This is a genomic window from Kamptonema sp. UHCC 0994 (assembly GCF_029167235.1).
Lineage (GTDB): Bacteria > Cyanobacteriota > Cyanobacteriia > Cyanobacteriales > Microcoleaceae > Kamptonema.
The window spans coordinates 1-15,902 of record NZ_JARFTR010000287.1 but is presented as its reverse complement, the minus strand read 5'-3'; the positions used below and the strand labels follow the sequence as shown (position 1 = coordinate 15,902).

The 15,902-nt window shown below is 44.3% G+C and carries 20 protein-coding genes; 12 read left to right on the top strand and 8 right to left on the bottom strand.

Annotated elements, in window-relative coordinates; genetic code table 11:
- Window positions 1-179: 179 nt before the first annotated feature.
- From PY364_RS25130 to PY364_RS25120, 3 genes are all read right to left on the bottom strand, one after another.
- Window positions 180-761 carry a CAP family protein gene (locus PY364_RS25130; RefSeq protein WP_275570434.1) on the bottom strand — a complete coding sequence of 194 codons (582 nt, stop codon included), beginning with the start codon at window positions 759-761 and terminating at the stop codon, window positions 180-182.
- A 261-nt stretch (window positions 762-1,022) separates the two neighbouring features.
- Complete coding sequence (locus tag PY364_RS25125; protein ID WP_275570433.1) at window positions 1,023-1,358, bottom strand: HTH domain-containing protein; 336 nt, start codon at window positions 1,356-1,358, stop codon at window positions 1,023-1,025.
- A 97-nt stretch (window positions 1,359-1,455) separates the two neighbouring features.
- Window positions 1,456-2,067, bottom strand: a complete 612-nt coding sequence (locus tag PY364_RS25120; RefSeq protein ID WP_275570432.1) for an HAD hydrolase-like protein — start codon at window positions 2,065-2,067, stop codon at window positions 1,456-1,458.
- A 277-nt stretch (window positions 2,068-2,344) separates the two neighbouring features.
- Here PY364_RS25120 and PY364_RS25115 point away from each other — a divergent pair, with 277 nt between their 5' ends.
- The 4 genes from PY364_RS25115 (at window position 2,345) to PY364_RS25100 (ending at window position 8,119) form a co-directional block, all read left to right on the top strand.
- Window positions 2,345-3,025, top strand: coding sequence for a tyrosine-type recombinase/integrase (locus PY364_RS25115; protein WP_275570431.1), 681 nt, complete (start codon window positions 2,345-2,347; stop codon window positions 3,023-3,025).
- Between the two features lie 231 nt (window positions 3,026-3,256).
- A complete protein-coding gene (locus PY364_RS25110; RefSeq protein WP_275570430.1) occupies window positions 3,257-6,547 on the top strand; it encodes a DUF3987 domain-containing protein in 3,291 nt (1,096 codons plus the stop codon).
- A gap of 22 nt (window positions 6,548-6,569) precedes the next feature.
- On the top strand, window positions 6,570-7,103 hold the full coding sequence (locus PY364_RS25105) for a hypothetical protein (protein WP_275570429.1): 534 nt from the start codon (window positions 6,570-6,572) through the stop codon (window positions 7,101-7,103).
- A 161-nt stretch (window positions 7,104-7,264) separates the two neighbouring features.
- Entirely contained in the window at window positions 7,265-8,119 is an 855-nt protein-coding gene (locus PY364_RS25100; RefSeq protein ID WP_275570428.1) for a GIY-YIG nuclease family protein, read from the top strand.
- Between the two features lie 339 nt (window positions 8,120-8,458).
- Here PY364_RS25100 and PY364_RS25095 read toward each other — a convergent pair whose 3' ends face one another.
- Complete coding sequence (locus PY364_RS25095; RefSeq protein WP_275570427.1) at window positions 8,459-8,605, bottom strand: hypothetical protein; 147 nt, start codon at window positions 8,603-8,605, stop codon at window positions 8,459-8,461.
- A gap of 327 nt (window positions 8,606-8,932) precedes the next feature.
- Between PY364_RS25095 and PY364_RS25090 the strand changes: the two genes are divergently transcribed.
- Window positions 8,933-9,214: a hypothetical protein gene (locus tag PY364_RS25090; RefSeq protein WP_275570426.1), complete on the top strand. Its 282-nt coding sequence runs from the start codon at window positions 8,933-8,935 to the stop codon at window positions 9,212-9,214.
- Here PY364_RS25090 and PY364_RS25085 read toward each other — a convergent pair.
- From PY364_RS25085 to PY364_RS25070, 4 genes are all read right to left on the bottom strand, one after another.
- Window positions 9,197-9,616, bottom strand: coding sequence for a DNA/RNA non-specific endonuclease (locus PY364_RS25085; RefSeq protein ID WP_275570530.1), 420 nt, complete (start codon window positions 9,614-9,616; stop codon window positions 9,197-9,199). The two genes, PY364_RS25090 and PY364_RS25085, sit on opposite strands and share 18 nt — an antisense overlap.
- Window positions 9,559-9,714 carry a hypothetical protein gene (locus PY364_RS25080; RefSeq protein WP_275570425.1) on the bottom strand — a complete coding sequence of 52 codons (156 nt, stop codon included), beginning with the start codon at window positions 9,712-9,714 and terminating at the stop codon, window positions 9,559-9,561. The genes PY364_RS25085 and PY364_RS25080 overlap by 58 nt, the downstream gene beginning before the upstream one ends.
- A gap of 96 nt (window positions 9,715-9,810) precedes the next feature.
- The gene (locus PY364_RS25075) at window positions 9,811-10,371 is read right to left on the bottom strand and encodes a hypothetical protein (protein ID WP_275570424.1); all 561 of its coding nucleotides are present in this window, start codon (window positions 10,369-10,371) and stop codon (window positions 9,811-9,813) included.
- A gap of 135 nt (window positions 10,372-10,506) precedes the next feature.
- On the bottom strand, window positions 10,507-11,007 hold the full coding sequence (locus tag PY364_RS25070) for a hypothetical protein (protein WP_275570423.1): 501 nt from the start codon (window positions 11,005-11,007) through the stop codon (window positions 10,507-10,509).
- Window positions 11,008-11,182: 175 nt separating this feature from the next.
- On the opposite strand from PY364_RS25070, the gene PY364_RS25065 reads away from it, so the two are divergent.
- The 7 genes from PY364_RS25065 to PY364_RS25035 all read left to right on the top strand — a co-directional run.
- Entirely contained in the window at window positions 11,183-11,653 is a 471-nt protein-coding gene (locus PY364_RS25065; protein ID WP_275570422.1) for a hypothetical protein, read from the top strand.
- 11 nt (window positions 11,654-11,664) lie between these two features.
- Window positions 11,665-12,216 (top strand): hypothetical protein, encoded by a 552-nt coding sequence (locus tag PY364_RS25060; protein WP_275570421.1) that lies wholly within the window; start codon window positions 11,665-11,667, stop codon window positions 12,214-12,216.
- Window positions 12,216-13,013 carry a hypothetical protein gene (locus tag PY364_RS25055; protein WP_275570420.1) on the top strand — a complete coding sequence of 266 codons (798 nt, stop codon included), beginning with the start codon at window positions 12,216-12,218 and terminating at the stop codon, window positions 13,011-13,013. The genes PY364_RS25060 and PY364_RS25055 overlap by 1 nt, the downstream gene beginning before the upstream one ends.
- Window positions 13,014-13,215: 202 nt before the next feature.
- On the top strand, window positions 13,216-13,572 hold the full coding sequence (locus PY364_RS25050) for a DUF3768 domain-containing protein (RefSeq protein WP_275570419.1): 357 nt from the start codon (window positions 13,216-13,218) through the stop codon (window positions 13,570-13,572).
- A 66-nt stretch (window positions 13,573-13,638) separates the two neighbouring features.
- Window positions 13,639-14,346: a hypothetical protein gene (locus PY364_RS25045; protein ID WP_275570418.1), complete on the top strand. Its 708-nt coding sequence runs from the start codon at window positions 13,639-13,641 to the stop codon at window positions 14,344-14,346.
- Between the two features lie 62 nt (window positions 14,347-14,408).
- On the top strand, window positions 14,409-15,047 hold the full coding sequence (locus PY364_RS25040; protein WP_275570417.1) for a Mov34/MPN/PAD-1 family protein: 639 nt from the start codon (window positions 14,409-14,411) through the stop codon (window positions 15,045-15,047).
- Window positions 15,013-15,902, top strand: an 890-nt coding sequence (locus PY364_RS25035; RefSeq protein ID WP_275570416.1) for a PRTRC system ThiF family protein, incomplete at its 3' end; no start/stop codon positions are given. The genes PY364_RS25040 and PY364_RS25035, both read left to right, overlap by 35 nt.

Sequence of the window (15,902 nt, the reverse complement as noted above, 5' to 3'; positions counted from 1 at the left end):
TCAATAGCAGTTCTTTACCCTGCTTAATAAGCGATCGCCAGTAAATCCTGCTCTCTTCCCAGCCGTTGTTTTAACGTGAGTTCGATTTGTGCGATCGCTACCAAACCGACGACTATTGGGCAGGCGATCGCTTCTTAGTGATGAGTTTTATTTTCATCAGAGTGGCAAAAGAGGGTTAACTACGGTTTGAGGACGTTAGCGGGAAACTGCCCAGTCACATTACCAGGGGGAGCATAATGGCAAACGACATAGAAAGCTTGATACTGCGTACCCTCAAGCGTTTTAGTGCCCTGTGCTGCACCGCAGCCTAATTCCGTACTACTCTTCCACACCACCTGAGTAAAATGCCCCGTACTGGCAGCAAACGCTGGATTGGCATAGTTATATTTAGCCACCTCGTCGTACCAGGATTTCACCGCGCTGTTAGCAAGAGTGTCTGGGGCTATAGAAGCCGCCGTGGTGTAGTAGACGTAAAGGTTCTCTCCCGCACCGTTCCGTTGACTGGAGGAACTATGGGCAAGCTCTCCAGTTGTTGCCATCTGCTCGGCCCAAGATTGAGCGGTGCTGTTGAGGGAGTCACTGGTGGTCATCGCAGGACTATGATGCTGAGTGCGATAGGTATTGTGCATAGACAGGGCGGTATTATGCAAAATTGTCTGGTTAATGGAGGCCTGCCCCCATGCACTCTTGCTCAGCATTCCCAGCGATATAATGCTGACCAATCCTGTAAAAGTTAACCCCATAATTTGCTGCCGATTCATTAGCGTCTCCTAAAATTTTTTCAACTTACTTCTTTAATAAGAGAAAAATACTGTAACAACAACAGTTATTTTCTGAAGAATCATCATAAGGATAAACTGTTTCTACTCGCTACCCACTTCGTAGCTAGCACCTCCTATCATTTTCGTAGCTAGCACATCCTATCATTTAGCAGAGTTAAAAACGCGATCGCATAACCCATACAAAATAAAACCCCCAGTTTTGCGCCGGGAGTAAAAGCGCATTAGATTGCGTTTTCTTCTTCAACCAGGGGTGCGTGGTTCTTCAATTCGTTTGGCTAGCTTTCTTGGTCTTCCTGTAGCAGCGATCGCAGTTTTCCCGTTCAGAGAAATAGGATAACCGCCTTCAATTAAAGCATTGATACGCTGAGTTACAGTTGTCGGATGAATTTGTAAATCATCTGCTATCTCTTCAAAAGTAAGAGTGTTACCTTCAATCAAATCCAGCATTTCCAAAGTTTTAACTATTCCTCTGGATAAGAGAGGTTTTATCCATTTTTTCTCTGAATCTTCTAGGCTCTGGAATTTGTAAATTGTTTTTGCTAAGGCGCAGATTTTTTCTCTCTGGTCATCGTGCATTTCAGTTTCCTCTGTTACAATGGGTGAGACTTATACAAAAGAACATTTTGGGGAGTTGGACTCCCCATTTTTGTCAAAAGCGCAACGCGATGCGTTTTTAGAGTGAGAGGAAAAGTTTTAATGTTCCCTCATCTGTTTGCTCTAAATGGGTTGGATCTATCTCTATCATTCCCGGCTCTTGAAATTTAGCGTGTAGGTAATCTGCCCAAATGAAATTGATTCCGGCAGATGTGGCACATTGCTGATCTTCAGGGCGATCGCCTACCATCCAGCAATCTCGCTGTAGTTCCTCCGGTGAGCAAAAGTTAGAGGATGCGATCGCTATCATTCCGTGTCCTGGTTTGCGACAAGAGATTGTACTGCCATCCCCTGATACTGGATTGCTAAATTCCAATGGCACATTGTCATGTGATAGTTGCCAGCAGATGTCCCCTTCATAGTTTGGGCAAAAGAAAATCTCCGAAAGTTCAGGGAATAATTGCAAAGTAATTCGTTGCTCTTCGATCGCGCTTTCTAAAGATTTATGGCCAGCAGCAACGCCTCCCTGATTGGTGATGCCAATGCAAATGAAACCGCGATCGCTGTAGTATTTCACTGCTTCTTGAGCGCCGGAAATTGGTTCCTGATCGTCGGGTTTATTAATGAATTTAGCTCCGCTTTTAGGTTGGCGAAGTGTGCCGTCGAGATCGAAGAAGAAAAATTTAGTCATGGTTTGATTGAGGGCGATCGCTCACTTCGACCGCCAGATATTGTTAGCCGTAGTGAGTGGAAGTGGTTTTATCCCTCTTTTGTCTTTTGTCACTGTCGGCAAAAAATCATCGGGGATGCTTATAACATCAGACTTTTATCAAAAATCTTGATTTCAGCCATTCTAATTTTTAGCATTATCTAAGGTTCTCTCGAAGTTTTTGATATCGCCCCCAAGAATTTCCACAACTGATGCAGTAAAGCAGTAAACTCTCAGACATTGAGCTTACGGGCTTTACATGAAAATACAAGGGTACGGCCAAGCAAAGATACTCACCCAAGCAGAAATTGAACTCTTATTTAAAGAAGGGTTCCAGACTGAGCGCGATCGCGTTCTTTTTGGAGTCTGCCTTTACACCGCCTGCCGAATAGCCGAAGCTTGTTTGTTAATGGTCAAAGATATTTACACGAACTCTGGCATAGTCCGCTCTACCATCAACTTTCGCAAAGGCAACACCAAAGGAAAATTACAGACTCGCACCATTCCGGTAATTGAAGACTTGCGAAGTCTCCTCATGTCTTGGCGACTGAACGCTGGCCCGACTTATTTATTCCCCAGCCGCCACCGCTGCCATCATTGGAAACACATTCACGAAGATTCAGCCCTCGCCATTCTCAGCGAAGCTTTCGAGCGAGTTGGCATCGAGGGAGCTAGCTCTCACAGCTTCCGTCGCACGGCTCTTACCCAGATGAGTAACGCTGGGATTCCGCTGCGGGTGATTCAAGAAATTTCAGGCCACCGCAACCTCGAACAGTTGCAGCGGTACTTAGAGGTGAAGCCGGAACAGGTACGCGGTGCGATCGCTTCGCTTTCCATGCTCTCTTACACAGGGAAATTCACATATCCCCACGTAGAGGAGGAATTGCCAGCCGTGCCGTTACCCTCTGAGCAACTGTCACAGTCCCTATTAGACGAGTAAAAGTATCAAACTGTAAACATTGATGACTCGCTCACCAAAAAGCCCCTAAAATGATAAAGCACCAGCGGCGCTCGACACGCCCGGTGCTTTTAAACCCGCTAACCTTTAGAAGAGGTGAGCAAACAATTCTCAATTTCCATAATACTCGCAACTTGGCAAATTTGCCAATTCGATTTACTCACCTCTTCTAAGGACATGGGGGTTTTCTGTAAATTAAACAGGGAACAAACAATGACCAGCATCCTACCCAATTCCGACCAAGTTAATCAAGAATGGAAAATCTGGAATCAAGCCCCTAACGCCGCCGCGATCGCCGCAGGCATCAAAGATATCCCGGCGCACTGGAGTCTCACCCCACTACAAGACAAAGCCTCTAAGCGCGATGGATGGGAAAATGAACCATTTATCCCCCATTCCCACATTGCGGATTTGATTTTGAATGGGGAAGAAAAAATCAGTAAAAAAAATGGGAAGGCTTACCGTGCCTATTATTCAGGCTTTGGGCTTCGCGCCGGGGATTATTCAGATGGACTGTTAGCCATAGATGTAGATGGAGCTCAGGCTGAAGAATTATTACAGCTAGTTAGCGGCGGCGACTTACCGCTAACAGTTAGCTGGACATCTGGCAAACCAGGCCGTCGCCAACTGCTCTATCAAATCCCCGAACAATACCGGGAACGGCTTAAACCCTTAACGCACAAGGCTATCAGAGAATGGGGTTCGTTTAAGAACGATTGCGATTTAGATTTCCGCTACAACAAGGTGTCTTCGGTTTTGCCCCCCAGCCGACACCCCGAAACTGGTTCTTATAAATGGATAAATTCACCCGTCAATGTGCCAGTAGCGATCGCGCCTGATTGGTTATGTCATTTGGTCGTGAAATTAGCCAATCCAGAGCCAACAGTAGAGCCACCGAAACAGCAGCAACAATTTACTCCCTATGAGAACATCACCCTACCCGTAGCTGCTAGTATCCCGCTAGAGTTTTGTCTAGCACGTAGTTCGCGAGAACTGCTTAACGGTGTAAGTGAGGGCGGGAGAAACGAAGCAGCGGCGAAACTGGCACGGGATTTGATTGGCACTGCTAATTATTTGCACTCCATCAATCAAGCGTTTGACGGCGACCCCCAATTACTACTACAAGAGTTTGCTCAGTGCTGCCACCCGCCACTGCCACAGAAAGAAGTTGAGTCAGTTTGGAAGTCAGCCAACAGCAAGCACCCAACGCCTGCAAGTAAAGGTGAAGGTGTGGAGAATTGCGTGAAGGGTTGGTATTGGAATAATTTTGTCAAACGCGATCGCGCCTCAACCAACTACCAAACCAACGGCTCCGTAGCATTAAAACCACAACCACAAACCAACATCCTGACGCACCCCACAGCGCAACGACTCAGTGAGGAGGAACTGGAAACAGAACTCAAGAAACTAATAGAAGATGACCCCAAAACTTCTGAAGTTCGCCGACGGTTAAACTCCCTCGCTAACCGTACCGAGCGCCGCAACTTGAACGCAATTAAGGAACAATATCAAGCCTTAAAACAAGAGCATCAAGCTGATGACGAGAAGCCAGAACAAACAGAGAATTTAAAGGAAATTGCACGACTGCGGACAAGCACCCTTAACCCTTATGATTACTTAATTGGCGACGGCGGGAAACTAGCAAGGCAATTAATAGAAACCGCCGCAGCTATGCCTACCTCGGCTTCTTGGCTGTTCACTACTTTGGTGGCCGCTAGTGCCAGTTGCATTAAAGCTGATAGCAAGATTATGATTCATCCCAAATCTAACTACAAGCAAAGTGCAATTTTCAGGACGTTAATTATCGCCAATACAGGGGCGAAAAAAACCCCCGCGCAATGTGCAATTTTAGATCCTTTAACCCAACTTGAAACCGAGGCAGCCGCTAAATTTGAACAGGAAAAATTACAGTTTGAGGAGGAATTGCGGCAATATGAACGGAAGCCAAAAAAAGACCGCGCCGACTCACCACCACCCAAACTACCCATCAGAAAGCGCTACATTTTAGGGGATGTAACGCCAGAAAAACTCACAAAAATTCACAACGAAAACCCCAATGGGTTCTTAATTTACCGAGACGAGGGCAGTGGGTTTTATACCAGTTTGAATAAATACCGGGGCGGGCAAGGTGATGATATCGAATTGGATTTAAGCGAATTTAACGGGAAGCCCTTAATTGTCGATCGCGTTTCCGGGAGTAGTTTCGTCGCCAACCCCCACGTCTGTCGCACTGGCAGCACCCAGACGAAGACTTTCAAAAAATTAATGGGTAACTTTGACGACGCGGCGGGGTATTGGGCGCGGTGGTTGATTGACATTTCCCCTGCCCCACCAAGTTTTATCGATCTAAATAATGAAACGGAAACGGGATTGACCGAAACCTTAACCCAACTCTATCAGGCGATCGCAAACCAGGAAGCCAATATTTATGGCTTGTCAATGGAAGCTAAACCAATCTGGCAAGAATATCAACATGAGTTAACGCGCCAACTACTAGAAACCAACTTGACCGGACTGCAAAACGTTTACCCCAAGCTGGAAACCTACTTTGGTCGCTTCTGCTTGTGGCTCCACTTGGTAAACGCGGCACTCGCCGGAGTAAAGCCAGAACCCCAAGTTAGTGCAGATACGGTAAGCCAAGCTATCAAGCTAACTAATTACTACGCCCATCAATGGGTGCTGTTCCACACTACCCAAAACCCCGAAGTTAGCAACTTGACTGAGCAAATGTTGAGAATCCATGAATTTGCGAAACGCAAGAATAAACCAGTCGCGCCCCGCGATTTAAAGATGGGAGTGCGAGCGCTCAAATCGATTTCTGGGGCTCAAATTCGGGAATGGTGCGAAGTGCTGGGCAATACCGCCGGGTATGGGTCCTGGGATGGCAAGGTTTACTCCCAAACCCCAAATAATGTTGACAATGTTGATGGTTTGTTGCCGGTTTGCCAACCTACTCAAAGCGTTATGGGGTGTGGTGTTGATGGATTTGTTGATAAGGTTGACAAAAATTTCACGACTTCAAAAAATTCAATAATTACACCAATTGTAGAGACTGGCATAATCTCAAAAAACGAGATGTATCCTCTTGGTGATCAACAGTGTCAACAAAGCACTCAAACCTATACAGAACATGGTGTTGATGGTGTTTGCAGAACGGCAACAAACCATCAACATTATCAACATTTAACCCCCCAACAGACCCCCCAAAACACCCCCCCCAAAACACAGAGCGGATCTGAAAACCTTACACCGCAGTTATTGACGGATGTTGCCAAAATTATTGACGATGTTGATGATGGACTGAACGAAACCGAGTTAGAGGTGGTGGAATTTATCAATGATGCGATTTGTGAAGCCGATACTAAATATGCGATCGATGTCCAGGAAATTATCAGTTCAGTTTGCCACAGCGGGGCTGCCAACCAGGAGAAAATTTGGTTGATGTTGGGTAAGGCAAAGCAAGCGGCCTTCAGGACTTTGCTCAATTCAGATACAAACTCTTAAATCTCAAGGAGGAAGTGAAACAATGCTGGCAATCTACCCCGATGCTACGGATATTATTTGCCCTTTAATCAGAGGCGGTCAATTCCATAATCCTGTCAGGATAACGACGACATCTCTTAATTGTGAAAAAAAAGCAGTTTGCGATATTAACCACTTTTTTAGTAAAGAGATTGGGTGTATGCTTCAATATTCTGAAACGGACCCAAATCAAGTCGCTTTTCTGTGGATTCATCCTGAAGCTCGAGATAGCTCCAAAGAGTTTCAAGTCCCCTGTATTGGAGCTTGTTGTTTTTATCGGCAAGAATCAGGCTACGAACTGCAATGGGTTTGGTTGCATCCATACTGGCGGGGACGAGGACTTCTCTCGGAAGCATGGCCTAAGTTTATTTCTGAGTTCGGGGAGTTTGACGTAGAGCCGCCGATTACTAAGGCGATGGCTGCGTTTTTAAAAAAACATGGCTTCAAAATGACGGAAAGATTTAAACATACTCAACGTATGTTTCTTCGATATGATTCGTTTGATTCGAGATGGGCTTCCCTAGAGAGTTGTCGCTAATTAGCTAGTCGGAAAACTCAGCCTTAGAATCAAAATTCATTCATCGCGGAGTTCCGCGCTTTTGGTAGAGTTGTTTGGCTAACAATCACCACCCCAACAAAATTGTTAAAATCCAGAAAGCGGGTGCATCTTCAAACCTGCTTTGAGGAGAATTTTTAACAATGTGGCTGAAATTTGGTGTTGCTCCCGGTGGCGAACTGGTGAGTGTTGATGAAGTCGTGCGCGGAAAAACTCAGCTAACTTGCCTTTACTGCGGTGGCGAACTTACAGCAAAAAAAGGGAACATAAAAGAACATCATTTCGCTCACACCGGGGAAACTTGTAAGCCCGTTTCTCAGCGGATTAAAACTAAAGCGTTTCCCTCGCTACCTCTCTACGACAATTTCAATATCCAACTCAAAGGTGAGGAATTGGAACAGTTGAAAGTGCTGTGGAAAGAGTACGGCGTTAGTGACCGTCCCATTCCCAGAGATTTGATTAGTTTTCGATGGGAATTAAAGGGGTTATTGCAATCAGAAGATGAGAAATTTTATGATTTTACGAACCTCGGTAAAATCCCCGTCGCGGCGTTGCCCCTGGCGTTGTTCAATCAAGTCCAAGAACCCTTGTTATTATCAGAGTTAGTGAGGTTAGAGCAATCGGTAGAAGTGGCCGTTGCTGCTGGACTTTCCTGTTTGAATGAAAGACTCGCTGATTTGAAGATTTACCGCGCACAGTTTCGGCGCATTCTGTTAAATTCGCTGTATTTCCTAGAGGTTAAAGCTGATGGTAAAATCTTCTACAAAATCGGTGTAACGACACGATTAATTGAGGAGAGAATTGCAGAAGTGCAGCGAGATTTGAGAGTTCATTACTCGGATGTGATGGTTAACCTGCTGGGATTTTGGGAACACCGGGGGAATGTGGAATTGTATTTTAAGCACCGCTACAAGGCGTTTAATTTTCGCATTGGCACGCTGACGGAGTATTTTCAATTTGCCAACGTCAAGGCTGTGCTGAACGATCTGTACTTGTAGCGACCTGCAATCATAAACGCTCAAACCTGCAATCAAAACTTTTGTGAGCCAGGATTAATTGCAACTATAATTGTGCTTCAGCCAGGATTAATTGCAACTGAGCCAGGATTAACTGCAACCGAGACTGCAATCATCCACTTCAACCAGGATTAACTGCAACTAAACTTTGAGCTACCTCAAACAACTGTACAGTCGCCAATTCAGCTATAAGCGACCTGATAAATTGCTCCCCGATGAAAAATATAGCGCTAAAAGTAACTGCAACTGACAGTAAAGAAAACGCTCCTTTTTTTTACCATCCCAACCCTTCCTCAAATCTCGCCAGTTGTGACCTTAAATTTAGTAACGAAACCCGGTAAATAAATCAAAGGCAACATATCGTGCGATCGCAACGAGTTTCATTACTTGGATATCTGTCAGTTGCAAATAATCCTGGCTGAAACCGATGATTGCAGTCTCAGTTGCAATTAATCCTGGCTGAAGCACAATTATAGTTGCAGTTAATCCTGGCTCACAAAAGTCTTGATTGCAGGTCTGAGCGTTTATGATTGCAGGTCACTACATGTACTCCATGGAAGCCAAAAAATTGAGTGAAGTTGAGCGACATATTCTCAACGAATCATCTCAATGTTGAGAAGCTGTGACAGAATAAACCAATATCAAAGGAAAAACAAAGCGCGAGCCTAAACAGCGATGGGCTAATTATTATTGCGATCGCGCTTGGATTTGATTAGCCGTTTTGAATATTGCGATCACCACTAACACCTCAATTTTTGGGAAACTAAACCCAAACCCAAACCCAACACCCCCACCATGCCCAAACTCCCCGAGTGCGATCGCTGTCTCCTCTACGCCCGCAACCTATACCTCCTCTGTGCAGTCCATCCGACGGGCCCCAACACCGATACTTGCCCCGACTTCCGAGCAGACCCCAACACCGCACCGGAGGAATTGTGGGAACCCGAAGGAGCGAGTTACTACAACGGCGAACTCATCCTGCAACCGAGGCAGCGGTGGACGCTAGAGCAAAAGTTGGAACTTTTGGATACCCACTTGAGGATCGGACATGGAAAATTTTCAAATAATAGAAGATGAACAAAAGGACAAACTCCATGAATTTCGGGCAGGGTAAATCTGATGGAGAAGTAGAATTCTGATTCCAGAGGCGATCGCTTTATCGTTGGGCATCCACACTGCAATTGTTTGGCTTTGGGCTGTGACTCCACTCAGTCCGCGACCCGGACGGTCAAGGACGAGCACCGCTTTCCAGTTGTGAGAAGGAACGGTAACTTTACCGTTTGCGATCGCTCCCTTTTTCCCATAAGGCCCCGCCACTATGTAGAGTTCTTTGCCGAAAGAAATAAGCAGGCGGCAATACTCCTCAAATTCGCGCCACACCTCACGGTTGAGTTCCGGCACCTGGGGCATCATATTGCTCATCAGGAAAGTAGCCGAGTTATCTGCTTTGGTTTTGGTGCGATCGCCACTGGGGACAATGTGTCCGCGATCGTAACCGGTGCCGGTGCAGGGCTAGCGCAGCGATCGTGGCGATTTGTTGCTACTATGCCAACACGGACGACAAGGGACTCGCACACAACGCCCGCGCCACGACGAAACTACTAACTAATTATCAAGCTGTGTAGCTTGTCGATTTACTTTTTCAGCAAATGCAAACAAACCTGCCACAAACCCTATTTACTAAAAGGCTGACCCCACCACTGCCAACACTCTTTGTTAAAGGGCGACTTCCACTTATAAATTAAGTCAGATTCTAACTTCAGCCGCTCTTTACGATCGCTCGGAGCTCCATACAAAAAAGCAATCCCAACAGCCACATCAAAGGAATAGCGTCGGTGCAGTTCAATGTAGTGAAAAATGTAGCGATGGCAATAGTGATTAACCCACCGTTGTTTAGGCGTAAGCTCTGTTTCCCCCACATACAGCAATAGTGGCAAAGTATTGTCAACAACGAAATAGAGACAAGTGCGATCGCCAGGGTCGGGCAGTTCGAGACAGGAAAGGTTTTGGAATTGCAAGCCGAAGGGGTTTATTTCATTGGAATCATAAGGATTAGCAGCAATCTCAAACAAAGTCCCCTGCTGTAATTGTTCAACCTTGGCTGATTGTTGATGCTCAAATATCCGTTGCTTCCATTGGAGTAGCGCTTCAGCACTCATCACCAATTGAGGATGACGCGTTACATTACTCTGACGGATTTGAGAAATTGAGAATAGTTCTAATTGTTGTTCCATTGGAGTGAGATATTGAACACAAAAAGTGAATTAATTTTCCGATGTGTATTACAATTTAAGTCAACATTTCATGCAAATTAATTAAGGAATTTGTTGGTAAATACGCTGCTAGTATTGCTCCACAAACATAGATAGCTAATAGATTATTTGTGCAGAGAACTCATGAGAATGTTGTTTTATAAGTGACAACAATAATTCCACCTCGCTGCTGACCATGCTAATTTTCCCAGGCTTCTTTCTAGTTAAAAGAGGTTGAAGTTTGGCAATGAGATTAGTTAGCGGAGTAACTTTCGCTTGACTCTGGCTCATGCCCTCTAACGGCGCAGAATCTTCGTTAACTAACTGGCGCTGTAACCGTTTGGCGATCGCTTCTAATTCCTGAATCTGGTTGCGCCGCTCGATCGCCGCTAACCAACGCTTGTACTTTGGATTGGAAGGCTTACCCAAATAGCACAGTTGCTTAACCTTGTGATCCTGTTCCTGCATCAGCTTGTAATAGTGATAAACCTTGCCTCCTGGTCGATTGCGAGCACTAAACCGGGAGATCCAGACGCACTCCGGTGCTACTTCTCCTTCTGCTTGTAGGAGTTGGATCTGAGAGCGGATGTGCTGGATTCTTTGCTGGATGGGGTTCATAGACTGGTTAGCGGAGATAAGTTGTCTATCAATGATTTAATTGTATTACCTCCGCTAACCTAATGTCAAGCCCTTGGCTAAGGGCTATTTAAAACTCTACTAAATTTTTAAGCAGGGCCGCGATCGCGGCAATTTTTGAGAATAAGCGGCACTTGCTTGTACTGCGAACCCAGCCATGACCCAAATAGAACCAAATTCCGAAGCAACTGTAGAGGAAATCCAGTTTTCACCTGCTCAAAAGGTGGGTGAAACTATCAACGAAACTGAAAAAATTTCACAGAATCCTGACTTACTTAATGAAGGAGAATCAGAACCTTATGAATTCAATCTTTGCACAGTCAAAATCCACATTATTATGCGACCAGAGGACGGGCATCCAGAAGGGCGAATCGTAGAAATTACAGCAACGAGCCACGACGACTTACCACTATTAACACAAGTTAGAGAGAACTCAATTGGAACTTGGCCAAGTGCTTTACAAGAATTGCTCCAGCGGTTAGCCTTCAACCTACCTAACCGAAAAGTGAGTGCTCAAATTCGCTCTGCTGTTAGTCAACCCCGCAAGAAAGCTAAACAAACTCCTCAAAAGCCTACTGATTCCCCCGTCAATAAGGGTGAAATCGGAGTCCAAATTTCCTTGTTTTAAAGAGGTAAAAAATGAGTCTAATAGAATACGAAGGCAGACAAATTGAACTGCCCAACGAAATTACTTCAAATGATGAAAAATTACTCGAAGTCCTGCTTCCTTACTTCCCGGAATTAAGCGAAGCTACGATTGAAAGAAAAGCAGGTCAACCCATTAAAATCATCAAACAAGCCAAGACAAAAGGTGTAGAAGAGTCGCAAAAAGAACTATCCGTACTGCATAACAATTCTGTATTTCAATGCCAGATAAAAACTCATCAAATCCTCTCCCCCACTCCCTTTCTCCCACTCTCCTCCTCACCCCCACTCCCAATTCCCCATTCCCCACTCGCCTCACTTATGGTAGCACCAGAAGAACCAAATCAAGCTGTCCAACTCACTTGGGCTCTCCAATGTGAATCTATCAACGGTTATGTTACTCCGCTAACCTTAGCAAGTCGCACTCAAGAAATCTCTCAAGCAATAGCAAGAGGTGAAGAAGAACTACAGAAATTTAAAGCAACTCTCAAAAAAATGCAACTTGCGCCAGCGGCTGTACATCCCCAAATTCCCCTTAATTTTTAATGCCTGCAACCTTTTTATCTGTGTCGCAAGCCATCGCTGGTTTGCGACACTCCTACCCAGTACCCAAGCCAATTGAAGCGATTGAATTTCTCCAGCAAACGCTCAATAGTGCTCAAATTATCAATCTTTACCAACACTTTTTTCCAACTGAATTTGCCACCAGTACCAGTTCTATTTACTCTGATAGTCCTGACATTCATAGCCCCCGCGAATTAGAATTTTTCAGTCGGCTTGACGAAACAGAACTTATCCCTATCAGCCCCTGGCAATTAGAAATAGCCCAAGAAGAACGCCTCGACGAACTCCTAATAGAGCCTTGGGGTTTAGATTGGTTGAGCTATGAAGATTATGATATTGAGTCATTAGCCCCTGAGTGGCAAATCTTGTTGCCTCTAACTTCTAAAGGACTAGATTGGCTAACTGAAAATGACGCACAAGGTTGGTATGAAGAGGAATTTAAGGTTTTATTTTCTCACATTCTATCACCCGATAGTATCAATCATATGCAATTCCAAGAGCTTTGCTCTCTGGCTGACTCTCCCAAAAAATCGGTGCCAATTGCACTAAGTTTCCTCAATTATTCAACAGGTAATATTTGGCTAGACGGCTGTGCTCAAGACGAGTATCAATTTAGAGAATGGACTGTCGAAAACTTGATATCTTTATCAGCGCAATGGCAAAGTGCTAAAGAATTAATAACCCAAGCTCAACAGGTTATAGACTGGCTTGCTACTAACCGCTATCAACATTTTCAGGAAATTCTTGATCTCTGGAACAAAAGCACTTTGTCAATTTGAGTTATCCGTGAATCCGAATAATTACGAGTGAGACTTTCAGGTCTAATATCGTTTACCCAAATGATTGCTACAAATGGATACTGGTAAGCTTCCGCCTAGTCAACCTGGTGTATAGCAAACATTTAGGTAATCCATATAAAGACTCTGAACTTCGCAGCAACCGCTAGTGCGGTTGTTGTTATTGAAAATTGAGGTCTTAAGCATGAATGAAACTCTAACAACAGCCGAAAGAATTGCACGTCTCAATGACCAATTACGTCAAGGAAATAGAAACATTGGTGAAATTCGGATTACTCAAGCTGTAAAAGCTCTTCCTTCTGAACAGCAACAAAAGTTACTGCAATTAGTAAGAGATTTTAACAGTTTTGAATCTGGCAACAACCCCTACGGAGAACGAGATTTTCTTGCTATTCAACTTGATAGCAGAAACTACTTTTTCAAAATTGATTATTTTGACAGAAAAGCTTGGGTGGAAAATCGAGAGGTGGGTTCAGAATGTCCAGAAGACCCGGATAAAACTTGGAGAGTTGCTACTCTAATGAAATCAGACGAATACTAATTTCCAACTAGGAGCTAACCTTACCTATCGGGTTAGCTCTATAACCTCTATCAATTTTAAGCTATTATGCAACACTTATCAGGAGAACTCTTCCGTGAAATTCTGCAAATAGCTCCCCGACAGCTAACAGAAATTGATGCTGAATTACTGTTCATCAAAGAACAATACTTGTTCCATTATCGAGAAGGGACAAAAGAACACTACAAACTACTCTCCTCTGTCAGTTTAAGAACTGCATTTTCTCACGAGCCAATTGATACAGGTTGGATGCCTCCAGGGGTGATAAGATGGGGAACTAACTCTCAAGGAAATTGGGTAGTAAAATTCATACCTCCTACCCAATATAACCTCCACTTTGATGATATTGAACCGATTACTATTCCGCTAACCGCTTTGGTATTGGTAGGACAGAACACTCAATATTGGGTATTTGCAACTGATGTCGCCAACTTCAACCCAGAGGCGAAAGCTTACCATACTCCCTTACCAAATATCCACCCAAACGGTTTAATTTGCTGGGGTCAAAATACTCCACCTGTTGCTTCAACCCAAACCATTGATATTGCTTGGCAAACCTTCATCACTACTCCTTTCAATGCTGACTTGTCCAGCCAAAAAAGCCGAAAGTTTCCCCAAGATATCAGAGAACATCTGAAAAGTTTAGCCTTCAGAAAAAGGCGTTCCTATCCTGTTAAAGATTTAGTTGAGAGCAGGTATAACCAGTCAATTAACTCTTTAATAGAACAGTTCCTATTGATTGCTAACCCTACCTAAATTAAAGATTCTAGGTAGGAATTGTACTCAACATTTCTCCTTCAAACACGAACTTTAATTTAATGCTAAAACTCTTTAGCCACATTCATGCCTCTATTCCCCTACCTCCCATTGCTACTGGAGTATTCTGTGAATACGTTACAGCCTCTAACGGCGTATTTGTGCGTTCAGTTCGCCCTGGACTAGAGGCAATGATTCCTGTGGCAAATTCAATGCCCAATACTATCAAAGGATTACCATCTATAGAACCGTACTTGCACCTTGATACTCATTCAGTACCATTAGAATTAGTCCTTTCTATATGCACAAAAGCTGCATTTAGCAAAGATAATAGTGGCAATCTCACAGAGGTTTTATTTCACCTATCCCTTGATAGTAACAATCAATGGCAACTGACAATTCCCCTCCAAACCACTACACGAACAAGCTGCCAACCTCTCGATACTTTATCCTACTCAACTGCCTTAATTGAGTGCCACTCTCACGGAGAATTGCCTGCTTTCTTTAGCAGCACAGATGATGCTGACGAGCGCGGGTTTCGACTCTATGCAGTCTTGGGTAAAGTTAATACTTTGAATCCTGAGATTTTAGTCAGAATCGGAATTTTTGGACACTATAGCTTAATTAAAGCTACTTCTGTATTTGCTCTACCATATTTTATCACGGATGCTTACCAAAACTCCCTTAAACCTCGACTTTGAGTACGCGAATTCCACTCCTCTCCTACTCAAAGATTACTCTCACCTTCACTTGTGGCTCGTTGGCTGTGGCGGCACTGGCTCATATATAGCTGAAAGTTTAGCACGATTAGCTTACGTTTTCAAACAACTTGGTAAAAATGTCAATGTTGCCTTTGTTGACCCTGACATTGTTGAAGAGAAAAACTTGGGCAGGCAGAGATTTTGTCAATCCGAACTCGGACTGAATAAAGCCGCTACTCTTGCTTTGCGTTACAATCTGACCCGGGGGCTAGAAATTAGTGCAATTCCTGACTATTTTGACCCCAAATTGGTAAAATCTTACTGGAATGATTTGGTAATTATCATTGGCTGTGTTGACAATAGTGCGGCTCGTCGTTCCCTCGGCAAAACACTAGAAAATAACCACCACTCGGAGATTCCCAGTATCTGGTATCTTGATGCTGGCAATAACTTTGATAGCGGTCAAATTCTACTAGGTAGTCATAATTGTGCTGAGGGGTTAATTCCTCACCTAGAACAGTTCGAGAAAACAGGCATTATGGGAGCGCTACCCTCTCCTATTTTGCAGTGCCCCAATTTGATAGAATCGCAGCCTGAAGAACTAGCTTCTTCCCATTTATCTTGTGCTGAATTAGCCACTATTAACGCTCAAAGTCTCACAATTAATCAGGCGATTGCCTCCATCATTGCTGACTATCTATTCCGTCTCACTCTGACGAAGGACTTACGTAAGTTTGCCACTTTCCTTAACCTTAAATCGGGTTCTATGCGCTCGGAATTTATCAGTTTTTCATCTCTTAGAAGGTTTGAAAGAGGGGGAGAAGGGGAGAGAGGGAGATGGGGGGACTGGGAGAG